14 protein-coding genes are annotated in these 25336 nt (G+C 52.3%); 7 read left to right on the forward strand and 7 right to left on the reverse strand.

Going from position 1 to position 25336, the window contains the following annotated elements:
* Nucleotides 1-5: 5 nt before the first annotated feature.
* Complete coding sequence (locus ACLD72_RS21455) at nt 6-1613, reverse strand: response regulator transcription factor (RefSeq protein ID WP_458476147.1); 1608 nt, start codon at nt 1611-1613, stop codon at nt 6-8.
* Nucleotides 1614-1806: 193 nt separating this feature from the next.
* Between ACLD72_RS21455 and ACLD72_RS21460 the strand changes: the two genes are divergently transcribed.
* From ACLD72_RS21460 to ACLD72_RS21485, 6 genes are all read left to right on the forward strand, one after another.
* Nucleotides 1807-3270 carry a GH32 C-terminal domain-containing protein gene (locus ACLD72_RS21460; RefSeq protein WP_411003575.1) on the forward strand — a complete coding sequence of 488 codons (1464 nt, stop codon included), beginning with the start codon at nt 1807-1809 and terminating at the stop codon, nt 3268-3270.
* Between the two features lie 80 nt (nt 3271-3350).
* Entirely contained in the window at nt 3351-4700 is a 1350-nt protein-coding gene (locus ACLD72_RS21465; protein WP_411003574.1) for an ABC transporter substrate-binding protein, read from the forward strand.
* Nucleotides 4701-4816: 116 nt separating this feature from the next.
* Entirely contained in the window at nt 4817-5692 is an 876-nt protein-coding gene (locus ACLD72_RS21470) for a carbohydrate ABC transporter permease (protein WP_458476148.1), read from the forward strand.
* A 3-nt stretch (nt 5693-5695) separates the two neighbouring features.
* A complete protein-coding gene (locus ACLD72_RS21475; RefSeq protein ID WP_411003572.1) occupies nt 5696-6529 on the forward strand; it encodes a carbohydrate ABC transporter permease in 834 nt (277 codons plus the stop codon).
* 30 nt (nt 6530-6559) lie between these two features.
* Nucleotides 6560-7648: a glycoside hydrolase family 172 protein gene (locus ACLD72_RS21480; protein ID WP_411003571.1), complete on the forward strand. Its 1089-nt coding sequence runs from the start codon at nt 6560-6562 to the stop codon at nt 7646-7648.
* Nucleotides 7649-7692: 44 nt separating this feature from the next.
* Nucleotides 7693-8691, forward strand: coding sequence for a LacI family DNA-binding transcriptional regulator (locus ACLD72_RS21485; RefSeq protein ID WP_458476149.1), 999 nt, complete (start codon nt 7693-7695; stop codon nt 8689-8691).
* Nucleotides 8692-8806: 115 nt separating this feature from the next.
* Here the strand turns inward: ACLD72_RS21485 and ACLD72_RS21490 are convergent, their stop codons facing one another.
* The 4 genes from ACLD72_RS21490 to ACLD72_RS21505 form a co-directional block, all read right to left on the reverse strand.
* Nucleotides 8807-9673, reverse strand: a complete 867-nt coding sequence (locus tag ACLD72_RS21490) for a DegV family protein (RefSeq protein WP_458476150.1) — start codon at nt 9671-9673, stop codon at nt 8807-8809.
* Nucleotides 9674-9822: 149 nt separating this feature from the next.
* Nucleotides 9823-10464 (reverse strand): GNAT family N-acetyltransferase, encoded by a 642-nt coding sequence (locus tag ACLD72_RS21495; protein ID WP_411003568.1) that lies wholly within the window; start codon nt 10462-10464, stop codon nt 9823-9825.
* Between the two features lie 155 nt (nt 10465-10619).
* Entirely contained in the window at nt 10620-11189 is a 570-nt protein-coding gene (locus ACLD72_RS21500) for a TetR/AcrR family transcriptional regulator (RefSeq protein ID WP_411003567.1), read from the reverse strand.
* A 110-nt stretch (nt 11190-11299) separates the two neighbouring features.
* On the reverse strand, nt 11300-12532 hold the full coding sequence (locus ACLD72_RS21505; protein WP_411003566.1) for an MFS transporter: 1233 nt from the start codon (nt 12530-12532) through the stop codon (nt 11300-11302).
* Between the two features lie 512 nt (nt 12533-13044).
* Here ACLD72_RS21505 and ACLD72_RS21510 point away from each other — a divergent pair.
* On the forward strand, nt 13045-14910 hold the full coding sequence (locus ACLD72_RS21510; RefSeq protein ID WP_458476151.1) for a rhamnogalacturonan lyase: 1866 nt from the start codon (nt 13045-13047) through the stop codon (nt 14908-14910).
* A 58-nt stretch (nt 14911-14968) separates the two neighbouring features.
* Here ACLD72_RS21510 and ACLD72_RS21515 read toward each other — a convergent pair whose 3' ends face one another.
* Both ACLD72_RS21515 and ACLD72_RS21520 read right to left on the reverse strand, forming a co-directional pair.
* Nucleotides 14969-16312, reverse strand: a complete 1344-nt coding sequence (locus ACLD72_RS21515) for a hypothetical protein (RefSeq protein WP_411003565.1) — start codon at nt 16310-16312, stop codon at nt 14969-14971.
* 32 nt (nt 16313-16344) lie between these two features.
* Nucleotides 16345-25302: an amino acid adenylation domain-containing protein gene (locus ACLD72_RS21520; RefSeq protein WP_458476152.1), complete on the reverse strand. Its 8958-nt coding sequence runs from the start codon at nt 25300-25302 to the stop codon at nt 16345-16347.
* Nucleotides 25303-25336 lie beyond the last annotated feature (34 nt).

Consider the following 25336-nt stretch of genomic DNA (forward strand, 5'->3'; position numbering starts at 1 on the left):
GTCACCTACAGCAGGTCTTTCCTGCGGTATTCCTCCGGTGAAAGGCCGGTTTCCCGCTTAAAGATCCGGGTAAAATAACCTGCGTCCCTGAAGCCCACGTTTAGGGCAATCTCGGAAATTTTCCGGGTCCCGTCCCTCAGCATTTCTTTGGCTTTGTCCATTCTGAGCCGCAGCAAATATTCGGTAAACGTCATGGACGTATGCGCTTTAAAGAAGCTGCTGAAATAGGCCGGGCTGAAAAAGAACCGCCTGGCTACCGTTTCGAGCGCCAGATCCTCCATATAATGCTCCGCCAAATAAGCCCGGCACAGCTCGATAATCCGCTCGTTTTTATGGTTTTTCCGGTCCGCGATCCCGTCGATGATCCGGCCCGCATAATCGGCCGCTTTCGCCCGGAGTTCATCCAGCGTGGAACAGGCCGGAATCCGGAATTCCATCTCGGACACGATATTGCCCGCTTCTTCCCTCCGCAATGCCGCTTCATTGGCCTTAACCAGGTTGACCAGCACATACAAAATGTTGCGCTTGAACTGAGCGGGAGCAGGATAACCGCCTTCCAGAAGCCGCCGCACCAGCAAGTCCAACGCCTCCCGCGCCTTGTCCCGATTCCCGCCCGCCACCGCGTCCGCGATGCCGAAATCGTCGGGAGCCCATGGCAAAGACGGCTTTTGCGGATTGTAAGCGATTTCAGAATTGATGACAAGTTTCCCGCTCCCGCGATAAAACGTAAAGTCCAGCGCATTCAACGCTTGTGCGAAGGAACGGGGCGCTTCGCGGCGCAGATCATTAACCCCGTCGCCTACGCCAATGGATATGGTAAGGCCGAATTCCATGCGAACCTGCTCGATAAATTGAGATAGCCGCTCAACGTCCTTTTTCATCAGCCATTCCAAGGAATGGGCAGGGGTAATGACAGAAACCAGCATCTGCTCGCCCCCTTCCAAGTAGAAAGAAATAGCCGGGCCGAGCGGTTCGGTGACCTGGCGCATCCAGCTCTTGAAGCTGGTTTTGACTTCGGCGAATTCCTCGCCTAGATACATCTGTTCGACCTCGGATTTGGAAAACTTGGAGATCCATATAAATCCGACCTGTCCCTGCGGGATCAAACGTTCAATTTCCCGCAGCTCGTCTTCATTCGCCGCCGACCGCACCCAACGGCTAAGCAGATGCTGTTCGTAGACAGGAATGGCCGAGCTCAGCTGCTCCTTCAGGCTCGCTCCATCTTGAAGGCGCATCCGCTCTTGCTCGATGACGGCGTCCAGCTTGTCCAGCATCTCTGCCATATCTTTGAGCTCCAGCGGTTTGAGCAAGTAATCAAACGCGCCGAGCTGAAGCGCCTGTCTGGCATAGTCGAAGTGTCCGTACACGCTCAGGATGACGATTTTGATCGATTCGCTCCGCGCTTTTAACTGCTCGATCATCGTCAGACCGTCCATATTGGGCATGCGAATATCCGTAAAAATCATATCAATCCGGTTACCCAAAGCGATGCGCAAGGCCTCCTCCCCATCCTTGGCCATAAAGATACGGTAGTCCGGCCGAAGCGTCTTGATCATGTCGGCAATCCCGCGGCGATGCCGCGGTTCGTCATCCGCTACAAGCACATGGAACATCATATCCCTCCCCTAAAACTGCAAGTGCTTTCACATTTATTTTACTATTTTGACAAACGTTTTACTATACTGTTTTTTATATCTGATAGCAATTTATATAACTACTTCTAATTTGGCAGATGTAAACGTTGACAACTCAAAAACTTATGTTATTATGATTTTGTAAAACGTTTTACCAAATGGAGATGACAAGATGAAAAAAGTATTTTACAAACCGCAAGACGGATGGGTCGGCGATGTGATCCCGTTCTATGACAATGGAGAGTACAAACTCTACTATCTCCATGACCAAAGAGCCGGTGGCGATTATGGGAACCATACTACGTGGAACCTGATCACCACCAAAAATGGCCTGGATTTTGAAGATTACGGTGTGGCTCTGCCCAACGGCAGCGAAACCGAACCCGACCGCAACGCCTACACCGGTTCGGTGATCAAGGACCAAGACGGTACGTATCACCTGTTTTACACCGGGCATAATCCCAACCCCGAATTTTGCGTGGATGGAAAGCCCTTACAAGTTGTATTAAAAGCCACCGGCTCCGACGGTATCCACTGGACGAAAGACGAAAATTTCAAGCTTTATGGAGACGGGGTGATTTACGAGAAGTTTGATTGGCGTGATCCGTTCGTGTTTTTCAACGATGAGCGGCAAGAGTACTGGATGCTGGTCACCTCGAGGCTGATGAATTCCTCGGAAAAGAAAGGCGGCTGCATTGCCCTCCTCACTTCCGGCGATCTCGTGCACTGGCAATACCGGGAGCCGTTTTACAGCCCGGACAAGTATATCACCTTGGAATGTCCGGATTATTTTCAAATGGGAGACTGGCATTACTTGGTCTACTCGACGTTCAGCGAAAAGTTCGTAACGCATTACAAAAAAAGCAAAACCATCGAAGGCGTGTATACTTCCCCAATCCCGGACACTTTTGACGGCAGAGGATTTTACGCGGCGAAAACGGCCTCGGACGGCCGGCAAAGATACGCTTTCGGCTGGGTGCCTTCCAAACGGGGGGCAAGCGATTACGGCGATTGGGAATGGGCCGGTACCCTGGTCGTGCACGAGGTTTATCAAAGCGATAACGGCGATTTGCTGGTGAGGATGCCGCAAGCGATCTATGAGCATTTTAATAGTGAGGCGAATCTCATTCCTGAAGCAGAGAAAAACTGCCGCCATGCCGAAAGCCAAAGCGGCTTCGAACTGGAATCTCCCGACGGGCTGGCTTACCGCGTTTTCAATGAACTGCCCTCCCAAGTCCTGATCGAAGCGGTGTTTACGGACTGGAATCAGACGAAAGACTTCGGCATCGCGCTGCACACCGACAAAGCGCTGGACACGGGTTATTTCATTAAATTCGATCCGTTCCATAACCGGATCGCGTTCGATATGTGGCCGAGAACCGAACCCGGGTTCTTTCAATGGCAAATTGCCGGCGACAAGCCGCAAATGATCGAGCTGGAGCGTCCTTTCCGCTTCGCGGAGCACGACCGGATCAGCATCAAACTGATTTTGGAGGACGATATTTTGTGCCTTTACGTCAACGACATGGTCGCGATGACCACGCGGATTTATAACTTCAAAACTGGACATCTTGGTTTTTTCGCGAATGAAGGTTCCGTCACGGTTGACGGCGTCAAGCTGAAAATAGCGAAATAGCGGCAAAGCATAACCCGTTTTTGGATTAAAAATCTGCTGCAGATTTTTAATTATATAAGAAAAAATGGAGGGGTTTTGAAATGGCAAGTAACAGAAATAGGTTAAAGGTCTTCTCTCTTATCGTTATCTCCGCATTGCTTGCAACCGCTCTCGCCGGCTGCGGCGGCTCGGCGGGCAAGAACGCCGGGAGCGGCGCGCAGAATCAGGGAAATTCATCCGAGGCGAACTCAGGCAAAACGATCACCTGGCTGACGGCCCGGCCGGAAAACGGGGCGATCATTCAAACCGTTCGGGAGCTCGCGGACCGCTATGCGGAGGACCATCCCGGGTTCAAACTGGACATTCAAGTGACGGCGGACAGACCTTCCTATCTGACCAAGCTGAGAACGCTCATCGCGTCCGGTGAAGTACCGGAATTTATCGATACGGACGCCGATCCGTACGCCCAGGAACTGGCGGATGCCGGCATGCTGGTCGACATGAAGCAGTTTTTGGAGGAGCAAGGCTTGTACGATCAGTTCTACGAACCAGCGTTGAAATACCAGGAGCTGCCCGACGGGCGTCTGTACCTTCTCCCCCTGGAATACCATCTGGAGATGACTTGGTACAACAAGAAAATTTTCGCGGAAAATAACCTTTCCGTGCCCAAAACGATCGACGATATGCTCACGGTCAGCAAGGCGCTTAAAGATAAAGGCATTACCCCGATCGCCGTGGACGGCGTCGATGTCTGGCCCGTGCTGCGCTATGCGGCAATGATTCCGTTCCGCGCCTCCGGGAACGAATTTGCCCGCAATCTGAGCCAGGGCAAGGCCAAAATGAGTGACGAAACCGGCATGCAAGCGGCGAATTTCGTCGCCAATATCGGCCAATACTTCCAGCAAGGGTTCGCCACAACGGATTACACGACGGCCAAAAACATGTTCCTTAACGGCGAAGCAGCTATGTACCGGATGGGCACCTGGGAAATTCCGTCCTTCGTGGACGAAAATCTGCCGGATAACATGAAGGGCAATGTCGACTATTTCTATCTGCCGACCATCGCGGGCGCCAAAACGCCGGACAACGAGTTTTTCGGAAACAGCGGCATTGGCCTGGCCGCCACGGCCAGCAAGTTCGACGGGACCGCCAAGGATTTCCTAAGTTACGTCCTGAAAAATTACAGCGACGTCTACGTGGCTAAACAGCAAATGTCTCCGCTCAAATTCACGATTGAAGACGAGTCCAAGTTCTCCGAGTTGTTCCTGCGGATCAAAAAGGATATGGACAACTACGGTACGGAATTTGCCAAGCCTTGGGACACGCTGCTGGACGCCAACACGAACTCCGTCATGAGCGATTTGATCATGAAATTGGCCATGGGAGCCATGACGCCAGAGGAGTTCGCCAAACAAGTCGACGACACCATCGCTCAAAACGCAAGCAACTAGTCGGCAACTGACCGCTTACGTTCGGACAAGCTGTCCCCCCCGCCCGGCCCGCTCAAGGTCCGGGTGGGCACCTTTCATCCTAAGTTTGTCAATCTAAACTAACGGGGAGATTCTACATGAATGTACTCAAGGACAAAAAGGCATGGTTGGTATTTATCACGCCCGCCCTGCTGTTTTATTTGGGAACCGTCTTTGTCCCGATCATTCAGTCGCTGAACTACGGGTTTCAAGATTGGAACGGAATCAAGGACGCCAAGTATATTGGGCTGGGCAATTATATCAAGATGTTCCATGACCCTTACTTCTGGAATTCCGTGCAAAACAACCTGGTGTACGTCGTGATCGTCGTGCTGATGCAGGTGTTCATCGGGCTGTTTTTCGCGCTGCTGCTCTCTTACGTTAAAAAAGGAGCCGGCATTTTCAGAACATTGTATTATTTGCCGGCCGTCGTGGTCACCGTCGCCATCGCGCAGATGTTCCGCAACTTCTATTCCCTGCAGCCGCTGGGCCTGCTCAACATGTTCTTGGGATGGATCGGCCTCGGCCATCTGCAAAACGCCTGGTTATCCGATCCGCACACCGCACTGATCGCCGTATCCATTCCCGAAGGCTGGCGTTTTACGGGGATGTACATGGTGATCTTTTACGCAGCGCTGATCGCGATTCCGAAAGAAGTCGAAGAGGCCGCCACCATCGACGGCGTAAACGGCTGGCAGTTGATCCGTTATATCAAATTGCCGAGCATCAAGCATGTGCTGAGCCTGGCCCTCATCATGTGCACCACCGGGGCTTTGCGCGGTTTCGATATTCCTTATATCATCGGTGTCCCGGGTTCGACGACCGAACTGGTCACAACTTATATGTACAAAAAAGCGTTCTCCACCATCCAATACGGTTACGGCAGCGCGATCGCCGTATTTATCGTCGTCGAAAGCCTGCTTGCCGTCCTGATCATCCGGGCCATATTCAATTCCAGGAAAGGAGAAGCGTAACCCATGAAATCCAAAAAAACGGCTTTGTCCTTCCTGCTGTATTTTATCGTGATCGCAATCCTGATTGTGCAAATCTATCCGGTGGTCTGGCTGATGTTGTCCAGCTTCAAATCGAGCATCGAATTGACGACAAAGCCGTTTTCGCTGCCGACGGTATGGTCGTTTGCCAACTACGCCGACGTATTTCGGGAAAGCGATCTGCTGCTGTATATCAAAAACACCGCCATCGTCACCTTCAGCTGTCTGGTGTTGATTATCTTCCTAAGCGCAACGGCGGGCTTTGCCCTCGTCAAAATGAATTTCAAGCTGAATTCGAAACTGTTGTTGTTCTTTACGATCGGAATCATGATTCCGATTCAGGTTACCTTAATACCGTTGTTTATTATGTACAAAGACTTTGGGCTGTTGAATTCCTATCTGGCGCTAATCCTGCCGCAAGTCGGGTTTGCCCTGCCGCTGTCGATATTGATTTTCACCAGTTTTTACAGCTATGTGCCGAATGAATTGATCGAAGCTGCCGTCATCGACGGATGCAACATTTATCAGGTGTTTTATAAAATCATTTCACCACTGACCATCAACACGACGGTTACGGTTGCCTCGATCAATTTCATTTTCATTTGGAATGATTTTATTTTTTCCAATACCTTTACGAATGACAAGCGATACAAAACGATCGCCGTTGGGCTTCAGGAATTCATCGGGGCGTTTGGCGCAACGGATTGGGGCCAGACGTTTGCGGCCATCAGCATCAGCATCATCCCGATCATCATCACGTACCTGTTCCTGAACAAATACGTGATGGCCGGCGTGTCCGACGGAGCGGTTAAAGGATAAGAGGATAGTAGGATAAGGGGAGATCAAATCATGCAATCGATGAATCAACTTTTTGGCAGAATCAAAGGACAAAGCAGAGCGATCACGGCGGAAAATCCGCGTGGCCTGAAAGGCGAAGGCGGGAAAGCCGCCGGTCCCTTGGGCGTCGCCCGGAAAGGCAAAGCCTTTATCCCGCTGGCTCAGGGCGAAACCGCCACGCTTGTTGACATCGAAGGCCCCGGCATCATCCAGCACATCTGGATGACCGTAACCGACCAGACCGAAGCCGGCTGGTTCGTGTTGCGCGACCTGGTGCTGCGAATGTATTGGGACGGTGAAGATTCCCCGTCCGTGGAAGTTCCGCTGGGCGATTTTTTCTGCAATGGCTTCGGGGCCAGAGCGGTCGTCAACTCCATGCCGATCGTGGTCAATCCGGTCGGCGGTATGAACAGTTACTTTGCGATGCCTTTCAAAAAATCCGCCAAAGTAACGGTAACGAATGAGCATCCCCAAGAGATCGAGGCGTTTTTCTACCAATTTGATTATATGCTGGTCGATGAGCTTGCGGAGGATACGGAATATTTTCACGCCCAGTTCCGCCGGGAAAATCCGACCAAGCTTAAGCAGGATTATACAATTGTAGATGGAATTAAAGGAAGAGGGAAATACGTTGGCACTTATATGGCCTGGACCTCGTTGTCCCGGTACTGGTACGGCGAAGGGGAAGTGAAATTTTATCTCGACGGCGACCGGGATTGGCCGACGATCTGCGGCACGGGAACCGAGGATTACTTCGGCGGCGCCTGGGGTTTCGTGAAATCCGACAACGGCAATCCGGTTGAGGAGCAGACGTACTCCACCCCATTCATGGGTTTCCCGTATTTTGCGGTAAAAGATACGACAAGAGCGCATATTTACGATGGAGCAGCTTGCCCGATGCGCGGCTTCTATCGTTGGCATATACTTGACCCCATTTTGTTTGAAGAGGATTTGCGGATCACCGTTCAACAGATCGGGCATGACGGCAAGGCGTTGTTCGAAAGAAGCGATGACCTAAGCTCCGTATGTTACTGGTACCAGACCGAACCGCATCAAGCGTTTCCCGCCCTGCCCGGCGTACTGGAAAGACGTCCGCGCTAATCAGGGCGAATCTTCGCAACTCATATAGAAGCAGAGGTTTAAAAATGGCTAAAAAAAGGGTAACTTTAGTTCAAGTCGCAAAAGACGCGGGCGTATCGCCCGCGACGGTCTCCCATTTTCTAAACGGCAATTTTCAGAAGATGGGCGCGGAGACGAAAGAAAAAATCAGTCTCTCCATCGAGAAATTAGGTTACCAAGTGAACCCGGTTGCCAAAAGTCTAATTACCGGCAGAATGCATACCATTGGGCTTGTTTTATCCGATAGCACCTATGACGGAGACGGTTACTTTGAGGACTTATACTTCCTCCATTTTGCCAAAGTCATCAAGCAGCAGTTAAAGGCCTTGGGATATAAAATTATTCTGCTGGACTTTGAAGAAATTTTTATGAACGTCCAGATGGTCGACGGAATCATCGTCAAAGCGACTCTGGAAACAGAGAAATTCATGCCCAAATTAATGGACCTCAACGTGCCGGTCATTACGGTAGGACGCCACAACTTATCCTACGGAGCGCACGTGCTGCGCGTCAACGACTATCAGAGCGGCCAGACCGGAGTGAACCATTTGTTATCCCGCGGCTATGACAAGCTGGTCATTTTGACTTATCCGCACGGCCATGTTCCCGGTTTCGACGACCGGCTCAACGGAGCCAGCGAAACCTTGCAGCAAAACGGCAAGCTGCCGACCGTGATCACCGGCGATATGACGGAAACTTTTGGATACGAGACGGTGATGAACCTGGCCAAAAGCAACCAACTGCCGCAAGCGTTGTTTTGTTTAAACGACATCTCCGCCATCGGGGCGTTAAAGGCCTGCAAAGATTTGGGTCTTTCCGTTCCGGAGGAGCTTGCCGTGCTGGGCGTGGACGATATGCCTACCGTTTCCGAACTGCTGAGTCTATCGACAATCCGGCACCCCATCAACGAATTGGCCGAGGCCGCTTCCAAGCTGATGATCGAGTCCATTGAAACCGACGGCCAGCGCCTCGATCCTGTCGAAGAAGTGTTCCCGACGGAACTGATGGTGCGGCGAACCAGTTGATTTTTGATACATCTCGGCCAGATCATTCAAAAAAATCGGCAGGGGATACAGTTATCCCCTGCTCGATTTTTACCGGAATTGTATTTCGACAAATATTAGATTGCCAAAATCAACGCTAAACGGAACCATTCAGCAAATAACTGACCGCGATCGTATTCGGACCGGTATGCGAACCTATCGCACATCCCCCTTCAATTACAGCCACTTCCTTGAAATGAATATGGTCGAGCAAATGAGAGCGAACCCTTTCTGCCATTTTCTCCGCCAGCGTCTGACCGATGATCACCAGGTTCGGACAAATCCGGCTTTTTTGACTGACTACTTTTTGCAAAATCGGCTCCAGCGCCTTTTCCATTTTACCACGGTATTTTTGAACGGAACGAACCTCGCCCTTAACGATGTTTAAGACTGGACGCACTTTCAGCACATTGCCGATGAGATGTTGTAAACTGGTAACGCGGCCTCCCTTATGAAGATAATCCAGCCTATCCACCAGGATTTCGATCTTGACCTTCTCTCTCACATTCTCTATATCCCCGATTACTTCATTTAGGGGCTGCCCGGCTTCAAGCGCACGTGCGGCACGAATAACCAACAAGGCATAGCTGGCTGATAGGTGCATGGAATCCACGATGTGTACCCGTCCGGCCGGGAATTCTCTGGCTGCTATAAGTGCGTTTTGATTGGTGGAAGATACCTTGGAAGACATGCTGATATATAAAATATTTTTTCCAGCACTGATCTCTGGCTCGAAGGTACGGTAAAAATCAGCAGGGGACGGAGCGGCAGTTTTGGGAATGATTCTTTCTTCCTCGACACGACGGTATAATTCGGCTGTTGTTATCTCCAAGGTATCTTTATAGGTTTGGCCCCCCAGGGTCACATAAAGCGGGACGATCCCGATATCGTATTGTTTAATCCAATGATTTGGAAGATCCGATGTGCTGTCGGCTATTAACTTTATGACATTCTTTACGCTCATTACGTTCTCCCCTTTCGATACTCGGCCCATACCATCCTCGACCCTTGTATGCTCATTGTACTCTCGGGCGGATAATGATACATCGTCCAAAAGGGTAAGCTCATTCCGTACTTTCGGGCAATAGTCCCTCATATTCCCCCTTTATGCTGTCACACAAGCATTTTAGCCATTCTAAATAACGAAAAAGCCGGCTTGTTGATTTCCCCTGTAATTTGATAGCCCACACGATTGTACAATTTAAAGGCCCGTTCGTTTTCCTTCCTTACGGTCAGGGAACATTTAGTGAAGCCTTGCAAAACGGCTTGTTCCTCCGCAAACGCCAGAAGCCGCGAACCTATCCCGAGGCCTCTGCTTTCCGGCAGGGCGGCGATGGTTCCAATATGAAATTCGTCATCTTCCCCTTCTTTCATGGTGATCATTGAATAAAACGATTTAACATGCCGAAGATGGTATCCAATAAGTCCCAACCTCCGATGGGCAAAAAGTTGTTTAATGGTTGGCCACTCTAGGCGTTTTAACACCGGAACCGGATAACAGGTGATCAGGCCCAGAGTCTGTCCGTTCGCTTTGGCCTCAAAGGCATATTGATGACTAAAGCGGTTCCCCTGCCCTTTCCACAGCTTGCGAAACGTGCCGGAAACGATGCTCTTCTTCTCGGACCCGGCTAGTGGGTATGCCATATAATCCAATGCCATTTGATTTAGTTTGGCGCCGGCCTCGGACCGGGCTACAGCTTTTATGATGGTGATTGCTTCTTTTGAAATGTTGCCCATCGCAGTTTGATTAAACATGTGCATCCCCCGCTTCTCGTATGATTTTTAATTCACAATTGATACATTTATATATCTTTTGATATAAAAGTATATCATTTTTAGACAATAGTCAACTTTCAGTCATAAACCAAGAGCCTATCCGATTTTCCGAACAGGCTTTGCAAGCTTTATAATTAGTTCTTCACCATAAAACCGTGGTAAAACGTATCCACAACTAACGCAGCCGCGGATTTTCTGGCGATATTCCCTTCTACGACCTGCTGCCATGTGAGGAACAGAAGTGAATACAGGACATTGACAATCCAGTTCTTATCTGCATCCTGGCGAAAATACCCTTTCTGCTGCAGTAAACCGACCGTACGCAGTACCGGCTCTTGCAGTTTCCAATACGCTTCCTCGATCTCCGGATGATAATTGATGGTGGTGTCATGGGCGAGGAAATAAATTTTGTCACCGAGCGGAATAAGAGCTTCAATCAACTCCGGGATATAACGCTCACAGTTCTCCTCATCCAACCGAATGTCTTTCATCGTCTCGCTGACGACCTTAATCGCGCGTAATCCCAAGTAAATCATCAATTGCTCCCGGCTCTCCACATACCGATGCAGCGTTGCGACGCCGATCCCGGCCGATTCGGCAATTTCCTGCATGGAAGCGTTCGGCTTCTCGACCAAGAGCTTAGTCGCTTCATCCAAAATGGTGTTCAGCCGCGTTTGCTTGATTGATGTCAGTTCCTTTTTCATCCTATTACACCTCTTAATGAGCTTTGGATTGCCAATTGATATTATGATCAATCATATGATAGTATAGCATACAGCCCGGAACCGATAATTATCGGCCCGGGCTGTGCTTTTTACCTTATGATTTTACGAGACGCTGCAATAAATCCGATCAAAAACACGCTGCACATCACTGCCATGAAGCCATACCCGCCGAACACGTCATACCGGACGGACAAGTAGCCAAACCCAAGTCCCGCCAATATCGTGACCAGCTTCTCCCCCAGCGATTGGAACGAATCCATCGTCGCGCGTTTGCCGGAATCGATCCGATGGTGCAGGTAACCAGAGGCAAGCGGCTCCATGACGCCGGCGAACAGGCAGATGACGAGCATCGCCGCAAGACCGGTGTAGTCCTGATTGGCGGCGGCATAGGCGAAGCCGATCGCTTGAACCGCCAGCACGATTATGATCAGCGTTTTCGGGCCGAAGCGGGCAATCAGCGTATGAGCCAGCAGACTGCCGGGCAGTTGAAGCAGCATGATCGCGGCGGACAATGCGCCGAAGTAAGCAAGCGGCATCCCTAAGCGGTCCACATACAATTGCCAAAATTCATAGATGTACACCATAGCTGTCCCTGTAACCATTCCGGAGCAAATGACCAGGCAGACGCCCGGATGTTTCCGGAAGAAACGCAGGGAATCCGTGATGTATCTTTTGAATGGGATCGTCTCACCCACCATTTGGACATCGATTGTCACAGGTTGGACATCGGCTTTCCCAGGACCGCCATCAGCTTTCGCACCCTGCTCTCCAACCTTTACCGCCGGTTCAACCAGCAGCAAAGTGAGCAATAGCGCGGCCAGCGCGCTTCCGAGCGAAATCCAGTAGTTCAGCTCCAGACCAAACCTCCCGGCAAGGAGGCTGCCGCACAAGGCGGCCAGCATGGCGGAAACAAAGTCGCAGGCGTTCAGGCGGCCGAGCCGTTTTTCGAACGAAGCGGCCTCCCCTTGCCGCAACAAGGAATCATACAGCAGAGCGTTCTCCGAACCGCTGCTGGCCGAACGGGCGATCCCCGCCAGGAACACGGCCACCGCGAAATGCCAAAACTCCGTGGCGAACAGCAGAATCAGAAATTCGCAGCAGACCAGGATGGCGCTTGTTACGAGCATTTTTTTGCGGCCCCATCTGTCGGACAGTACGCCGGACGGAACCTCCAGCAGAACGACCGTCAAAGCATAGACGATTTCGGCATAGATCACCATGGGAATGGTCATCCCACGTTGTTCCCAGTACAGCCGTTCGATCACATAAGCCGGAATGAGGCTGGAAAAAAATCGAACCGCATAAAGTACTTTCAGATTCACCGTGTAATTCACCTCGAAGCACCTCTTTCGTATCTAATGGGTATTGGTTTGATCCATTAGATTGGAGGCGCCCGGGGCGGCCGGACGAATCCGGATTAACAAGGAGGTCTTGCGATTGCCGCCATGGCGTTCCACTCCTTTTCCTCGATTTGTTGGTTCTATCTTAAATCAGGGGCAAGCCCCGGTCAAATGCACACCAAACGCGTAAAGGTGGCAATGACGCAGTACATCAGAAAAGAAATGAAGCTCATCAGGTTACCTCCATGCAGCATTTTAATGCATGATACACCCTCCGCTTCATGACCGTATAGTACGATATTGCAAAGTTAGTAACGCCTCCGCTATTTTATCTCCCCCGCCCGCTATATCATACGCCAAAAGGCCATCGCCAAATTTTTGCCCGGCGGATCATGCAACCATTCTATCGGAACGCGGATTATGCAATAGTTAACGATGACTTCTTTGTTTCAGCATCACAGCTCATTCAAAAATTAGAACAGGAGGTTTTTGTATTGAGTAAGCGGTTACGCCCTTTCTGGTATCTTGTTCTCGGGTGGCTTGTCGTTCTCTCCTTCGTTTGGTCCGCGTACATGCCCCTCTCTACCGCGTCGGCCGCAGCCCCCAGGCAAGCGGAAAAACTCAGCCGGGGACTGGTGGCGGTGAAGGTCAGCGGCGGGGTGTATGTAAGCTGGCGGCTGCTTGGAACCGAGGAACTGTCGGTTTCGTTTAATCTGTACCGGAACGGAACCAAAGTGAATTCCAGCCCGATTACGAACAGCACGAACTATCTGGACTCGGCGGGTACGACTTCCTCCTCGTATACGGTCAAGGCCATCGTCAACGGAACGGAGCAATCGGCCTCCCCGGCGGCCAGCGTATGGGCGAACAATTATCTGGACGTGCCGATCCAGATTCCGGCCGGCGGTACAACCCCGGACGGCGTCAGCTACACCTACAGCGCCAATGACGCCAGCGTCGGGGACCTGGACGGGGACGGGGAATACGAAATCGTGCTGAAATGGGACCCGTCCAATTCCAAGGACAACTCGCAAAGCGGATACACGGGCAACGTCTACCTCGATGCGTACAAGCTGAACGGCACGCGCCTATGGCGGATTAACCTGGGCAAAAATATCCGCGCCGGCGCCCACTACACGCAGTTTCTCGTATACGATTTCAATGGGGACGGCAAAGCCGAAGTCGTCTGCAAAACCGCGGACGGCACCGTCGACGGAACTGGGGTGACGATCGGGAACGCCAGTGCGGACTACCGCAACTCGAGCGGGTACATTTTGTCAGGGCCCGAATATCTGAGCGTATTTAACGGACAGACGGGCAAAGCCTTGACCACCATCGACTACGTTCCGCCAAGAGGAACCGTATCCAGCTGGGGCGACAACTACGGCAACCGCGTGGACCGTTTTCTCGCGGGCGTAGCTTATCTCGACGGCGTCCATCCGAGCATCATTATGGCGCGCGGTTATTACACGCGCACGGTCGTGGTCGCCTACAACTGGAACGGCAGCACTTTGACGCGGAAATGGACGTTTGACAGCAACAGCTCCACCAACCCGGGAACCGCCGGCCAGGGCAACCACAGCTTAAGCGTGGCCGACGTGGACGGCGACGGCAAGGATGAAATCGTTTACGGCGCCCTAACCATCGACGATAACGGAGCCAAGCTGTACAACACGGGACTAGGGCATGGAGACGCGCTGCATGTGGGAGATTTAAATCCGAATCGTTCCGGCCTGGAGGTTTTTAAGGTTATGGAAAATACCAGCTCCCCTTACGGTGCCGCCGTGTGGGACGCCGCGACCGGGCAAGTGCTGTGGGGCGTTCATACCGGCAAGGATACCGGGCGGGGCATGTCCGCCGACATCGATCCGAATTATCCCGGAGAAGAAGTATGGGCCAGCGGCGGAGTTGGCTTATATTCCATAACAGGCAGCAAAATCAGCAGTTCCACGCCTTCGATTAACTTCGGCATCTGGTGGGACGGCGATCTGTCCCGGGAACTGCTCGACGGCGTCAAGATCGACAAATGGAATTACTCCAGCAACTCCATGTACAATCTGCTAACCGTATCCTCCGTTGCTTCCAACAACGGCACCAAGGCCACCCCAACCCTGCAGGCCGATCTGCTTGGCGACTGGCGTGAGGAAGTGATCTGGCGTAAATCCGACAACACCGCGCTGCGGATTTATACCACCACGGATGTCACCAGCCACAAAATTTACACGCTGATGCACGATCCGGTGTACCGGCTCAGCATCGCCTGGCAAAATGTCGCCTACAACCAGCCGCCGCATCCCGGATTTTTCCTTGGCAACGGCATGGGCCCCGTCACGAAACCGAATATTTATGTTGTGCCGTAAATAGGCAAAAAGCCGGGGCGCACGCCATGCGCTCCGGCTTACATTAAAGTTGATTTCCTTATGAAGGGGACAAGGAAATTGCCGCCGGTTCTTGAGCAGCCAGCTCCGGCCGCTTGGCAGGCAACAAATTTTCCGCCGCCAAGATTTGATCAAAAAGGCCAAACACTTCTTCCGGATCGTAAAGATTTTCAAGGACGCTGACTTCCGCCATTAAACGCCCCGAAAACGTAGCCATGGTGAGCAGCAGAGACTGATTTTTAATCGAAAAATACATGGAATCCATCCATTCCTCCATCAGCGGATCGGCGATCACCCCCAGGTTGGACAAGGTGATGGAAAAGTCCCACAGAGGGTACCTTTCAGGCATCGGTTTCAAGGTCAGCTCCAGACACTGTTTTTTATATTTCCGATAGGAATGGGTCAGCGAAGCCACGGACAACGCCAGCGCATAAGGAACTCCCCTTTTGAACCATTTGAACGTTGATTTCACCTGTTTCTCCAAATTACCGCCCCGGAAAAATTGCATGGGCAGGCTGGCAACATGGTTGCCGCACATCGTCTCCGGCGAATAGTTGTTCAGCGGCTGCAGGTCCATCGGCATGGAGACCAGCACACGCCGTTTTCCGGGGGCATGCTGCAGCAAACCGTCGGTTAACCGGTAGCAGATATATTCGGTTAATGTCATTTTTTTACTTTTGCATTGCCGTAAAATTTCCCCAGTCTCTTCCGGGCTGAAGCAATAAGCCTTTTTGACGTGTCTTCCGCCTGGCTCCGGCTTTCTGCCGTGACTCAGATCCACGGTTTTGCCGCGGCCTCCAGCTTTGCCCATCACCTTGAACAGAAGACCTATCACAAAAACCGGCATCCATAAAAAAGCGGACATCCGTTTTTTGATCCGCAGCAGCCGGTCTCTATAGCCCGAGCTCTCCGCCGCCCTTTCGAGCGGCTTGGGCTCCGTCTCCGCTGCCCCGGCATAATATTCCAGCCAGCGTTTAATCCAATAAACCAGGCTCCGCCCGTTGGCCAACGCATGGTTCATAGCGAAGATCAACCTAAATTCATCGAGGCGGAAAATACGAAACGGCAGCCTGGTATTGGTAGGATCGTATTGGGCCAGCGCCTCTTCCTCCGTAAAAAAACGGGAAAACCTCATCTTTTCGAGCAACAGCAAACACTCCAGTTCTTCCGGCGAAAAACGTCCCCATTCAAACATGTCTTTTTCGGATGATTCCACCCTTTTGGATTGCAGCAAAGGATGGTTCATAATCAGCAAACGGTAGCTGGAACTCAGCTTTTCGGCGTCGATTTTCCGCTTAAACGTGACCGTTGCGATCATGCTGTTGGCTGACATAAATTGCTCCGTTCCGAAAAAGTAAGTACTGGCCAATTTGATGACATCCATCTTTCCGGTTCCTCCCCCCTACTGCCTGTTCTCTAGATAAACCCTACCTTTTTGCTATGCTCCATCATCAGCCTCACTTTTTGTACGTCCAGCCTGGACCAGGAAAACCCAAGCGCCTGCAAAAGACCGTCGGTTTTGCGGTTCATCAGCATAAACGACGTTTTGCTGGCCCCTTCAAAGAAAATGTTGGAGTGGACAAGAACCCGGGCAACCTCCTGCTGCGTCTCCGGTTCCTCGTATTTTTCAAACATGTATTCGCTAAAGTCGGCCACCGGCATCGTCCCGACACGGACATCCGCTTGCTGCAACAGCTTGGCGAAGGCCGCCATACTCACTTGGTGACTGTTAAACAGATGATAGGTTTCATTGGCAAGATGTTTCCGGTCAAACAGCAGGACAACCGCTTGGGCTACCTCATCCGCAAAGGAAAAGTTCATCGTTTTATCATGAATGGCCGGGAGCTGTCCAAGCTTGATCAGCGCTTTAATCAAGGAGTAAAACCCGTTATCCTCAATATTTTCTTGGAAAATCCCTGACTTGGAATCAAAAACGAGATTCCCGACTCTGAACACATTGGCTTCGATCCCTTGTTCCCTCGCGCTTAGAATCTCTTTCTCGGCTTCGAGCTTGGTCATCACGTAATAGTTGTCCGAGCTTTGGCCGACGTTGCAATCGTATTCGGTGAACAAGGCGCTGCTTTGGCCTTCAATCCATCCGCTCCCCACACTGGTCGTGGAAATGAAATTGTAAGCCTTCTTCCTCCCGGTACCGGCAAATTGGAGCAGCCGTTCATTGCCCTCCACATTAACCGCATGAAAATCCCCGTAATTTCCAAAATGCTTCACGTTTGCCGCCGAGTTAATGATGACATCGATTTCGCCCGCCAAATGTTCATAGCGCTCCAGGCTTAGTCCAAAGCGGTCCTGGGTTAAATCTCCCGAAAATGCACAGACTCTGTCCTCCCAGATGGGCTGCCCGCCACGAGCAAGGCCAAAATGGAATTCCAGCTTCGCCCGCAGTCTTTCCAGCGCATTGCCGTCACACGTTGCTCGCACAGGCACATAAACCTTAAGGTCCGTATTTTGCAGCAGTTGATGCAAAATGTGAATTCCCAGATACCCGGTTCCGCCGGCCAGCAGCACATGACGGTAGTTCGCCCGCTTGGAAAGATCAATCGTTTCGTATGCCTGATTTTTCATCCGGTATTCTCTTAGCCTGCTGCGTATTTTGGCGTCAAAAACTGCGGTGCTTCTTTCCCGGGCCGTTGCCGCTTCATTTACGGCGTTCACGATTTGTCTTAATCTGTCTTTGGAGTGTTTGATGTGATCCGCCAAGGCACGTATCGTCGGATATTGAAAAATATCGTTGATGCCTACTTCAAAATCGAGCGCCAGCCGCGAGACGGCCTGAATCGCCTTAATCGAATCGCCGCCAAGACTGAAGAAATGCTCATCGATTGCAATCGGTTCAATGCCGAGAACCTCCTGCCAAACCTGCTGGATTTTCAGCTCAGCTTCATTTCTTGGACTTCCGCCCACCCCGCCTTCTCTCTGCCATTCGGGTTCGGGCAGCGCTTTGCGGTCGATCTTTCCGCTCGGCGACAACGGCATGGCCTCCAGCCGCATAAAGCTCGCCGGCACCATGTAATCGGGCAGCTCCTGCAGCAGCAACTCCCGCAGTTCTTCCGCTCCCGGTTCGCCCTCCGCCGTATAGTACGCCGCCAGATATTTCTCGCCGCGCTTATCTTCCCGGGCGATCACCACCGCCTCCCGCACCCGCGGATGCTTCAGCAGCCCTGCCTCGATTTCGCCCAGCTCGATCCGGAAGCCGCGGATTTTCACCTGATCGTCGATCCGGCCGAGGAATTCAATGTTCCCGTCCGCCAGCCAACGCACCAAATCGCCCGTCCGGTACAGCTTCTTCCCCGCTTCATAAGGATTCGGCACGAACTTCTCCGCCGTCAGCTCCGGCCGGTGCAAATACCCTCGGGCCAGCCCGTCTCCGGCAATGCACATTTCCCCCGCCGCGCCCAGCGGCAGCAGCCTTTGCCGGCCGTCCAAAACATAGATCCGCGTATTGTCGATCGGTTTGCCTATCGGGACCGACGGATAGTTCATCTCCTCGTCCCGGTAGGTCCATGCGGTGGCGATGACGCTCGACTCGCTCGGACCGTAAGCGTTCATATACTCCACTCGGTCCTTCCACCGCGCGACCAGCGGCTTGGTGATCGCCGATCCCCCGGTCACCAGTTTTTTCAGCGCCGGCAGCGCGTCCGCTTCCAGCCCCGCCAGATACGTCGGCGGAAGCAGGGCGATCGTAATTTCGTTTTCGTTCACGAAGGCGGCGAAATCATTCAGGTTGTTGATGATATCCCGCGACACGAGATACAGCGTTCCGCCTCCCAGCAGGATCGTGAACATTTCCCACACCGAAGCGTCAAACGAACTGCTGGCAAACTGCAGCATCCGCTCCGCACCGTTCACGCCCCATTTTTCCTGGAAAAAGTGTTGAAGGTTGATCACGCCCCGGTGTCCGACCATGACTCCTTTCGGTTTCCCGGTCGATCCCGAGGTATAGATGATATAGGCCAAATCCTCCGGCTTGTTGACCGGCTGCGGATTGGCGGCGCTATCGGCTCCGCCGTTTTGGCCGCTATCCCCGGCACTGGCCCCGTCCAAATTCACGCTCTGCCCCCGATAGGCGCTAAGCTTGTCACGCAGATGCTGAGGGGTCAGCAAAATCGAAGCCCCGCTATCCTCCAACATGTACTGAATCCGTTCCTCCGGGTAATTCGGGTCTACCGGCAGGTAAGCGCCCCCGGCCTTCAGCGTGCCCAAAATGCCGATGACCATGTCCATGGAGCGCTCCGCCATGATGGCGACGATATCGTCCGGCTTCACGCCCCGCTCCCGGAGCGCTTTCGCCAGCCGGTTCGCCCGTTCGTTCAGTTCCCGGTAGGTCAGGGTTCGCCCGCCGAAGACTAGGGCCGGATGATCAGACCTTTGTTCCGCCCGTTTTTCAAACAGCCCGTGGATCGTTTGCTCCTTCGCGTATTCCGTCTCCGTGCGGTTGAAATCGCCAAGCAGCACGCGGCGTTCTTCCTCCGGCACAACTTCGATGTCTTTGATCCGTATTTGCGGACAACGCACGATTTCACGGATGATCATTTCGATCTGCCCGGCTACTCGCTCCATAAAGCTTCTATCATAGGCCAAGCTATTGTAGCGGAACTTGATCTGCAAATCTTGCCCAGGCACAACAATAAAATTAAAATCAAAAGTGGTCTGTTCGGAAACCTGCGCGGACAGGACCTTAAAACCCGTTCCGCGATCGCCAAGCCCTTTGACCGCTTCCTGCATCGGATAGTTTTCGATGGCCAGCAGGTTCTGAATCAACCCGCTTCCATGGAAGATTCGCGACTGAATTTCCGCCAGCGGATAATAGTGATGCCGCTCCGTCGCCCATGCCTCCCGCTGGAGCTTGGCAATGAGGGACGAGAAGCTGTCTTCCTTTTCCGCCCGGACTCTGACGGGAATCGTATTGATAAATAGACCGATCATGGCTTCAATGCCCTGGATTTCCGCCGGTCTTCCCGAGACCACCGTTCCGAACACCACATCCCGGGTATTGTTGTATCGCTGCAGCAAGATCCCCCATACGGCCTGCAGCGCCGTACTTAACGTCGCGCCGCTCTCTCTGGCGATCCTCTCTAAACTAACCTTCATTTCCCCCCTTATCGTAAAATCGTATTCTTCCTGGACGTATCCCGGATGAGCCTTGCCGTCTTTTGTTTTGGGCAGCGGCGCCGGCTGTTCGTATTCCGCGAGAACATTTTCCCAGTAAACCGCCGTCGCCTTGTCTTCCCTTTGTTCAAGCCACTGGATATATTGACGGTAAGGGTACACCGCACCCAATTGCGGTATGCTTCCTCTCCGGAGCGCCCCGTAAATTTCCAGCAGCTCTTGAAAGATAAGGCCAAGACACCATCCATCCATAATGATATGGTGGAAGCTCCAAATCAGCCGGTACCTGTCGGCGCTTATTCTAATGAGAGCCATTCGGGTTAGCGGATCACGGGTAAGATCAAAGCCCTTTGCCCGATCCTTATCCAAATAGGTTTGCAAATAGCGTGTTTTCTCTTCCTCCGTCAAGAAGGAAATATACTCGAAAAAGACTTCAGCCAGCCTTTCCTTTAAAACAGCCTGAAGCGGTTTGTCCAGCTTTTCGTAAACAAAGGCGGTCCGAAGAATGTCGTGCCTTTGTATCACCTGCCCGAAAGCTCGCTCCAGCAAACCTCGATCGATTTCGCCCTCAAGTTCGAGCACGGCTTGTTCAAAGTACGCCGGTGAATCAGGCTCGCGCAGGTAGTGATACAGCATGCCTTCCTGCATCGGGGTCAGCGTATAAATATCCGTGATATTGGACTTCGCGGCCCCCATCGCCCGGTAGACCGCTTCGACCTCCGCCATCGTAATGCGGCCGGAGCTTACATCGCTGGCCGTCAACTCCGTGTACTCCCGTGCAACGCAATGCTCGATCATCCGCTCCAAATGGCGCTTGAAGCCTTCCGCCACCCGGATCACCGTGGCCCGTTCGTATTCGTGCTGGTGATAACTGAAACTCAGCCGCAGCCTCCCATACGTCACTCGTCCGTTAATGTCCAGGCTGTAAGGACTTTGCATGTCGGGGGAAACCGCCTCGCCCTCTAGAACATCGGCGATGGTAAACATGCCGGTATCGATGTCCTGGTCAAACTGGCCCAAATAGTTAAAGCTGATTTCCGGGCGCAAATCAAACTTTAAGATACCCTCGTCCCGCAGAAACGTATGGTATTTTAAAATGCCGTAACCGATGCCTTTTTGCGGAATGCGCCGCAGGCTTTCTTTGACCGCTTTCAGCCGGTAAGACACGTCCCTGGCGCCCGTCATATCCAGAATCACCGGGTATTGAGCGGTAAACCAGCCTACGGTTCTGCTGATATCCATGTCCGGAATGATGTCTTCGCGGCCGTGCCCTTCCAGATTCACAAGCACCTTGTCTTCTCCCGTCCATTCCCGCACAGCCTCTCCCAGTGCCGTCAACAGCACATCGTTGATTTCGGTATTGTAGGCTTTATTCACTTCTTTAAGCAGCTTGGCGGTTTGGGCTTCATCCAGTTCGATTTCGATATGACCGTAATCCGCATGTTTTCGGTCATGAACGGTTTGATCCTTCGGAAGAGGCTTGATCTCATGCTGCTCCAGCGCGCGCCAGTAGGGGATTTCCTGCTGAAGCTCTCCGCTGACGGCATACGTATAGAGCCGTTCCGACCATGCCCGGAAAGAGTCCGTTTTCTCCCTAAACGTGATTTCTTCGCCCCGCTCCGCCTGCCGGTAACCCACTCCAATATCTTCAAAAAGAATCCGCCAGGATATCCCGTCAACCGCAAGATGGTGAACGCTCAAGCACAGGTAGTCGCCGTCATTCGTTTTGAACAAGCCCGCATGCAGCAAGGGGCCGGATGCTAAATCCATACCTGACTGAAGCTGTGCGGCTGCTTCTTTTACGGAGCCAGTGTATTGGTCATTCTTGGTGAAATCCTTGACCACCAGCGAATATAACTCGCCTTCCATGCCCCGGTTGAACAGAACCGTCCGTCCCGCCTTCTCCCGGACAACAATACGCAGCGCGTCATGATGTTCAACCAGTCGTTCAAGCACTTTTCTTAAACTTATTTCGTTAAAGCCCTGTTTTCGATGCAGCACAACCGATTGGTTGAAGTGATGCTTTGCCGTAAAAGGCCGCTCGAAAAACCAGCTCTGGATCGGCGTGGGCATAAATTCCCCTGTGACCGTTCCTTGATCGGCAACATGTTCGGCGGATTTTACGCAAGCGCTCAGTTCTTCGATCACGGGATGTTCAAAAAGATCCTTCAACTGCAGCTTTAGCTTATAATCGTGAAGCCTGGACACAACCTGAATGGCTTTAATGGAATCACCGCCCAGATTCAGGAAGTTATCCTTAATGCCTACCCGCTCAGCTTTAAGCACCGTTTCCCATGTCTTAGCCAAAATCTCCTCAATTTCATTTCTCGGCGCAACGTATGCCGCTCCCGCATCCACACTCAGGTCAGGCTCGGGCAGCGCCTTGCGGTCGATCTTTCCGCTCGGCGACAGCGGCATGGCCTCCAGCCGCATAAAGCTCGCCGGCACCATGTAATCGGGCAGCTCCTGCAGCAGCAGCTCCCGCAGTTCTTCCGCTCCCGGTTCGCCCTCCGCCGTATAGTACGCCGCCAGATATTTCTCGCCGCGCTTATCTTCCCGGGCGATCACCACCGCCTCCCGCACCCGCGCATGCTTCAGCAGCCCTGCCTCGATTTCGCCCAGCTCGATCCGGAAGCCGCGGATTTTCACCTGATCGTCGATCCGGCCGAGGTATTCAATGTTCCCGTCCGCCAGCCAACGCACCAAATCGCCCGTCCGGTACAGCTTCTCCCCCGCTTCATAAGGATTCGGCACGAACTTCTCCGCCGTCAGCTCCGGCCGGTGCAAATACCCTCGGGCCAGCCCGTCTCCGGCAATGCACATTTCCCCCGCCGCGCCCAGCGGCAGCAGCCTTTGCCGGCCGTCCAAAACATAGATCCGCGTATTGTCGATCGGTTTGCCTATCGGGACCGACGGATAGTTCATCTCCTCGTCCCGGTAGGTCCATGCGGTGGCGATGACGCTCGACTCGCTCGGACCGTAAGCGTTCATATACTCCACTCGGTCCTTCCACCGCGCGACCAGCGGCTTGGTGATCGCCGATCCCCCGGTCACCAGTTTTTTCAGCGCCGGCAGCGCGTCCGGTTCCAGCCCCGCCAGATACGTCGGCGGAAGCAGGGCGATCGTAATTTCGTTTTCATTCACGAAGGCGGCGAAATCATTCAGGTTGTTGATGATATCCCGCGACACGAGATACAGCGTTCCCCCTCCCAGCAGGATCGTGAACATTTCCCACACCGAAGCGTCAAACGAACTGCTGGCAAACTGCAGCATCCGGTCCGCACCGTTCACGCCCCATTTGTCCTGGAAAAAGTGTTGAAGGTTGATCACGCCCCGGTGTCCGACCATGACTCCTTTCGGTTTCCCGGTCGATCCCGAGGTATAGATGATATAGGCCAAATCCTCCGGCTTGTTGACCGGCTGCGGATTGGCGGCGCTATCGGCTCCTCCGTCCTGACCTCCATATCCGGCGCTGGCCCCGTCCAAATTCACGCTCTGCCCCCGATAGGCGCTAAGCTTGTCCCGCAGATGCTGAGGGGTCAGCAAAATCGAAGCCCCGCTGTCCTCCAACATGTACTGAATCCGTTCCTCCGGGTAATTCGGGTCTATCGGCAGGTAAGCGCCCCCGGCCTTCAGCGTGCCCAAAATGCCGATGACCATGTCCATGGAGCGCTCCGCCATGATGGCGACGATATCGTCCGGCTTCACGCCCCGCTCCCGGAGCGCTTTCGCCAGCCGGTTCGCCCGTTCGTTCAGTTCCCGGTAGGTCAGGGTTTGCCCGCCGAAGACTAGGGCCGGATGATCAGACCTTTGTTCCGCCCGTTTTTCAAACAGCCCGTGGATCGTTTGCTCCTTCGCGTATTCCGTCTCCGTGCGGTTGAAATCGCCAAGCAGCACCCGGCGTTCTTGCTCCGGCACGATTTCAATTTGCGAAATAAGAGCATCACTTTGGTCCAACGCCTGAGCAAATAAATATTCAAAGTGGCGAATGACGTTCTCAATGGGGATGAATTTCTCAAAAGCCTGTATCCGATAGTCAAAATTTACGGTTACGTCGGCTTCACCTTCCTGCCCCCATATCAGCAGGGTAAGCGCATTCCGTTCATGATGATGCGTCATGCTTACACTCCGGGTTGCCGTCCCGGTAAAGGTTTTTCTCATTTCCTGTTCTTCGAAAGAAAGCGAGATATCAAACAGATTGCCTTTCTCACGGTTATTTTCGTAAACGGCCCTGTAGATTTCGCCGAAAGACATTTTTTGATGCCGGTAGCATTGCATAAGCTCACGTTTGATCAGCTTCATCAACTCTTTGAAGCTTACATCCTGCCCTGGGCTGATCCGCAGCGGAAGCACATTGGCGAAATGCCCAAGAGTCCGCTTATATTGCACTTTGCTCCGATTGAAAACCGGGACCCCGATCACCATTTCGTCCCGCTGGCAAACCCGGCTGAAATAAAGAAACAGGATGCCTAAAAAATAGTGAAACGATGAGCATCCTTCCGCTTTGCAAAACTCCACCATGCGCTCGTATAACGCCTTGTTTATCGTTAAAGTGCGCCGATCGCTCCAAACAGTATCGGCGTCTCCCTCGGCGTTGTTCGCCCCTTCGCTCAAGAGAGGTTCCGGAACGGTTTGGTATTTGTTCTGCCAGAACTCCCTGTCTTTGATAAAGGCCGGAGAATGCAAATAATTTTGATTATCGGCAATGAAATCGGTATAGGAATAAACTGTCCTGCTTAATTCACCGGTTCCTTGCACCAATTCGTTGTAATTGTCAATGAGTTCACTGACGAGAAGAGCAAATCCCCAGCCATCGATCACGAGATGATACACTTTCAGCAAAATAAAATATGTATTCGAGCCGCCTTTCAAAATAGCAAACTGAAAATAATCGTCTTCCGGTTGAAATGGTTTGAGAAATTCCGTTTTCATCCAATGCATGCAATAAGCGTTTGGATTTTCCTTGAGCGAAAAATCATGAACGGGAACCTCATATTTAACGTCCGGCTGAATGGTTAAAAAGGGTTCCCCTTTCTTCTCGATGACACGCGTTCTGAGAGAATCGTGTTGTCCGATCAATAGTTGCAAAGACTCCTTAATGACAGAACAATCCGGATTTCCTTTTATCTCAATATACCCGCCTAGATTATAAATCGGTTTGCCGGGGTACATACACTGTTCGAACCATATGTCTTTCTGATAGGAGCTTAACGGATACTCAGTGATACGATCCGCACTTGTTTTCATCATTCATTCCCCCTTGTCGTTTAGCATGTCAAGC

This window comes from Paenibacillus lacisediminis (genome assembly GCF_046567315.2).

Coding starts and splice junctions, on each gene's coding strand:
- ACLD72_RS21455 (WP_458476147.1), bottom strand. CDS start 1,613: ATGTTCCATGTGCTTGTAGCGGATGACGAACCGCGGCATCGCCGCGGG.
- ACLD72_RS21460 (WP_411003575.1), top strand. CDS start 1,807: ATGAAAAAAGTATTTTACAAACCGCAAGACGGATGGGTCGGCGATGTG.
- ACLD72_RS21465 (WP_411003574.1), top strand. CDS start 3,351: ATGGCAAGTAACAGAAATAGGTTAAAGGTCTTCTCTCTTATCGTTATC.
- ACLD72_RS21470 (WP_458476148.1), top strand. CDS start 4,817: ATGAATGTACTCAAGGACAAAAAGGCATGGTTGGTATTTATCACGCCC.
- ACLD72_RS21475 (WP_411003572.1), top strand. CDS start 5,696: ATGAAATCCAAAAAAACGGCTTTGTCCTTCCTGCTGTATTTTATCGTG.
- ACLD72_RS21480 (WP_411003571.1), top strand. CDS start 6,560: ATGCAATCGATGAATCAACTTTTTGGCAGAATCAAAGGACAAAGCAGA.
- ACLD72_RS21485 (WP_458476149.1), top strand. CDS start 7,693: ATGGCTAAAAAAAGGGTAACTTTAGTTCAAGTCGCAAAAGACGCGGGC.
- ACLD72_RS21490 (WP_458476150.1), bottom strand. CDS start 9,673: ATGAGCGTAAAGAATGTCATAAAGTTAATAGCCGACAGCACATCGGAT.
- ACLD72_RS21495 (WP_411003568.1), bottom strand. CDS start 10,464: ATGTTTAATCAAACTGCGATGGGCAACATTTCAAAAGAAGCAATCACC.
- ACLD72_RS21500 (WP_411003567.1), bottom strand. CDS start 11,189: ATGAAAAAGGAACTGACATCAATCAAGCAAACGCGGCTGAACACCATT.
- ACLD72_RS21515 (WP_411003565.1), bottom strand. CDS start 16,312: ATGGATGTCATCAAATTGGCCAGTACTTACTTTTTCGGAACGGAGCAA.
- ACLD72_RS21520 (WP_458476152.1), bottom strand. CDS start 25,302: ATGAAAACAAGTGCGGATCGTATCACTGAGTATCCGTTAAGCTCCTAT.